The sequence below is a fragment of the Sulfuricurvum sp. RIFCSPLOWO2_12_FULL_43_24 genome, assembly GCF_001829605.1.
Lineage (GTDB): Bacteria > Campylobacterota > Campylobacteria > Campylobacterales > Sulfurimonadaceae > Sulfuricurvum.
In genome coordinates, this window is record NZ_MIBT01000099.1 from 1 (window position 1) to 3,890 (window position 3,890).

5 protein-coding genes are annotated in these 3,890 nt (G+C 43.2%); all 5 read right to left on the minus strand.

The window, feature by feature from the left end:
- Positions 1–744, minus strand: a 744-nt coding sequence (gene hypD, locus A3G19_RS09470; RefSeq protein WP_294872322.1) for a hydrogenase formation protein HypD, incomplete at its 3' end; no start/stop codon positions are given.
- Positions 741–1,034 carry a HypC/HybG/HupF family hydrogenase formation chaperone gene (locus A3G19_RS09475; protein WP_015654331.1) on the minus strand — a complete coding sequence of 98 codons (294 nt, stop codon included), beginning with the start codon at positions 1,032–1,034 and terminating at the stop codon, positions 741–743. The genes hypD and A3G19_RS09475, both read right to left, overlap by 4 nt.
- 2 nt (positions 1,035–1,036) lie before the next feature.
- Positions 1,037–1,849, minus strand: coding sequence for a hydrogenase nickel incorporation protein HypB (gene hypB / locus A3G19_RS09480; RefSeq protein WP_294872325.1), 813 nt, complete (start codon positions 1,847–1,849; stop codon positions 1,037–1,039).
- 118 nt (positions 1,850–1,967) lie between these two features.
- Positions 1,968–2,606, minus strand: coding sequence for a hypothetical protein (locus tag A3G19_RS09485; RefSeq protein ID WP_015654333.1), 639 nt, complete (start codon positions 2,604–2,606; stop codon positions 1,968–1,970).
- Between the two features lie 94 nt (positions 2,607–2,700).
- On the minus strand, positions 2,701–3,890 hold a 1,190-nt coding region (locus tag A3G19_RS09490; protein ID WP_294872328.1), incomplete at its 5' end, for an EAL domain-containing protein.

Below are 3,890 nucleotides of genomic sequence, written 5' to 3' on the forward strand. Positions count from 1 at the left end.
CATCATATAAATCGCTTCCATCACATCAACCGGCTCAAATCCCGCAACGACGACGGGGATACGGTAATGTTCAGGGAAAACCGCATAAATCTTCGACCCGCTGATCACGCTCACATGGGAGGGTCCGATAAACGCATCGATACGGTGATCGTAGCTGTTGACGTGCTCATCACGACTGTCGATCAACTCTTTCATCACTTCGGGTACAGTGACATGGTTGATATGAAAAAAGATGTTTTTAATATCACGTTTGATGACCACATCGAGCAATGCGGCACTCATCGGGGTCGTCGTCTCAAAACCGATCGCAAAGAAGATGATCTTTTTAGTCGGATTCTCCTCCGCTACTTTCAGCGCGTCCATCGGGGAGTAAACGTAACGGACATCGGCACCCTTGGCACGGGCATTTTGGAGCGAACCGTGGCTTCCCGGAACTTTGATCATGTCTCCCAATGTCAGTAAAATCACATCCTCTTGCATCGCTAACGTATAAGCATGATCGATCCGCTCTTTGGGCATGATGCACACCGGACATCCCGGGCCGTGGATAAAGTTGATGTTTTCCGGTAAGAGCTGCGTCAAACCGTATTTCATAATCGTGTGGGTATGACCGCCGCATACCTCCATAATATTAACGGTTCGTTCAAGCTTCTTTGCCTCGACAGCAATCAGCTTTTGAAAGCTTTTGATTACCTCGGGATTGCGAAAGCCATCATAGAGGTCTTTGAGTTCCAATGAACTCATGGGGCTTCTCGGTTGATACAATTGTCATCTTCCAGCACCAACGCCCTACGTTCTTCTTCATCGAGTGCCTCTAGTATCTCTTGATAGACTCTCAAAGATTCGAGGGCATCTTCTTCATCGATCTTGTTCATGATAAATCCGATATGCAACAGTACATAATCGCCGATTGCAACTGTGCCCTCTTCCATCAAATCCAATCCTGCTGTCCGCTGAACTCCCATCGTATCAACGGTTGCAATGTTAAGTTCCGTGTCAATGCTGACCACTTTTGAGGGAATCGATAAACACATAATTACGCTCTCATCTTTCGTTTAAATTCAATCCATTCAATCACTCTCATAATGGATGCTTCATCGTTAATATTGACCTCTAAAATATCGACACCCGGTTTGATCTTCCGTGCTTCGGATTTTTCGCGCTCGATGTCGTATTGAAAATAGGGAAGCAGATCGGTTTTGGTGATGAGGATCAAATCGGCGGTGCGAAACATCACCGGATATTTAGCGATTTTATCTTCTCCCTCAGGGATCGAGACCAGAACGATGTTCAGGTGCGATCCCACATCGTAGCTCGCCGGACAGACGAGATTCCCGACGTTTTCGATAAAACAGACATCCAATGGAGCCAACGGCAGATCATGTAGCCCCTTATGAACCATAAACGCATCCAGATGACACGCACTCCCCGTCTGAATCTGTACGGCATCGATTCCAACCGCTTTGAGACGATCCGCATCACGCGACGTCTCCAAATCCCCTTCGATGACACCGAATTTAAACGGAGCCAACGCACCCATTTTTTCCAAAAGGGTCGTTTTTCCGCTTCCCGGTGAGCTCATAAGGTTAATCGCAAGAACCCCGTGCTCATTGAAATGCTCACGATTATGGTGCGCTTCTTGATCATTCTTATCCAAAATCTTTTTGATCACCGCGATGGTTTTAGAATCGTTCAACTGCGGATTATGGTGCAATGTTTCATGCGCCGCATGATGATCATGAGAATGATGGTCATGGTCTCCATGATCATGGTGATGATGAGTGTCGTGGTCGTGGTGATCATGATGGTGATCGTGATCCGTAATAGAACAGCCGCAGTCTTTGCACATAATTAAAATCCTTATTGTTTAGTTTATATTTTCCGTTCGTGGTGAGCTCACGTGCCCTATAGGGTATGTCGAACCATGGACACACCCTTCGACAGGCTCAGGGCGAACGGAATCGAAGTTACGCTAATAACATATTCCCGCCGACTAAGACGGAAATGACACCAACCGTAGCAAAAACACGTCGTACATTTTGAATATTCGTCAAAATCTCTCGATTAATCCAAGAAATGACCAAACCGAAGCTAAAGAAGACCACCATAACTCCGGCGATAAAGGCTAAAACCATGCTAAAGTCAACCGCTTGTCCCTGCAAAACTCCGAGAGTGACCAACATACCGCGCACCCCGCCGATTCCCATCAAAACACCCACCCCAAATGCGGATGCAGTCGTGGAAGATTCGTGTTGGTGTTCATTTCCGAACCAAATGTGTACGTGTTTTTTATGCTCATGAGTATGCGTTTTCAAATGGATTCTATTCGCATAGACCAAATACAGTAAATAGAGTCCGATGGAGAGAATCACACTCGACGCAATCACATCCCCATAGGCTAGAACCGCTTCAGGCAATGTGTAATATTGCAGGATTTTTGCAAAGATAAAGAGCATGATCCCATGCCCAATCGCAAAAGCCCCTACGATCAAAAATGTCTTTTTCGTCTCTTTACCGATCGAAAAATCGGTAATAGCGCTCAGATGATCCGGCCCAAAAGCGTGCAAGATACCGTACCAAAAAATGATCATTAAACCGATTTCCATTTTAAAGCCCCTATTTATGAATAATCATTCAGAATAAGTGATTATAAGATTTTATGGTAAAACAAACCTAAAAAAATGATTTTCTTATTAAATTTCAGGACTCACCTCTTTTTCGCTCATTGAAAAAAACTTCAAATTGGCTTGCAGGCATCGGTTTACCCAAGAAATACCCTTGTATTTCATCACACCCTTCTTGACGTAAAAATTCCAGCTGTTCTGCTAATTCAACTCCCTCAGCAATCGTTGTAAGATTTAGTGCCTTCCCCATTGCTATAATCGCTTTTACCAGAGTAGAATCATTTCCATCGGTCATAACATTTTTGACAAATGACTGATCGATTTTCAGTTTGGAGATGGGGAAATGTTTTAAATAGCTCAGGGATGAATAACCTGTCCCGAAATCATCAAGAGAGAACTGGATTCCGAACGTTTTAAATGCGCTCAGAATATTAAAAATTTTAGACGTATCATCAATTAGGATACTTTCCGTCAGTTCAAGCTCAATATCTTTCGGATCTACCCCTATTTCATTCAAAATATCAATGGTTTTGTTGAAAAAATTTTCCTCTTTAAATTGGCGTGAAGAGAGATTAATGGCCATAGTGAAGGTCTCTATTCCTTGGTCATTCCAATTTTTAAGTTGTTGGCATGCGGTACGCAATACCCATTCTCCGATAGGGACGATCAGCCCTGTTTTTTCGGCTATAGATATAAAGTCACCCGGAGATACGATCCCACGTTCTGGATGATTCCATCGTATCAAAGCTTCCGCGCCCGTTACGATACTATTGCCGATATTCATTTGAGGCTGATAATAAAGGAGAAATTCTCCGTTTTGAAGTGCATTAATCAACTCGTTTTGAATCTTCAATTCATCGTGAATATAGGCGGTCATTTCATTCTGATAGCGAGAGTATTTATTCCGTCCTGATTCTTTGGCATAATACATAGCTGCATCGGCATTGCGTAAAAGCATTTCGGAATCGGTTTCATCCAAAGGGTAAAAACTGTATCCGATACTCAAACTAACATAGAGTATATGTTCCAATATCACAAAAGGGGCAGTAAATTGATCATAAACATTTTGAAGAATAGTCTCAATCTCTTCTTCCATATGTAAATCAGGAATAAGGACGGCAAACTCATCGCCCCCAAAACGCGATACCGTATCACTTTTTCTAAAACTATTTTTTAGCCGGGATGCAACAGCTTGCAAAAGAATATCACCCACACCGTGTCCCAACGTATCGTTCACGGTTTTAAAGAAATCAAGATCCATAAAAA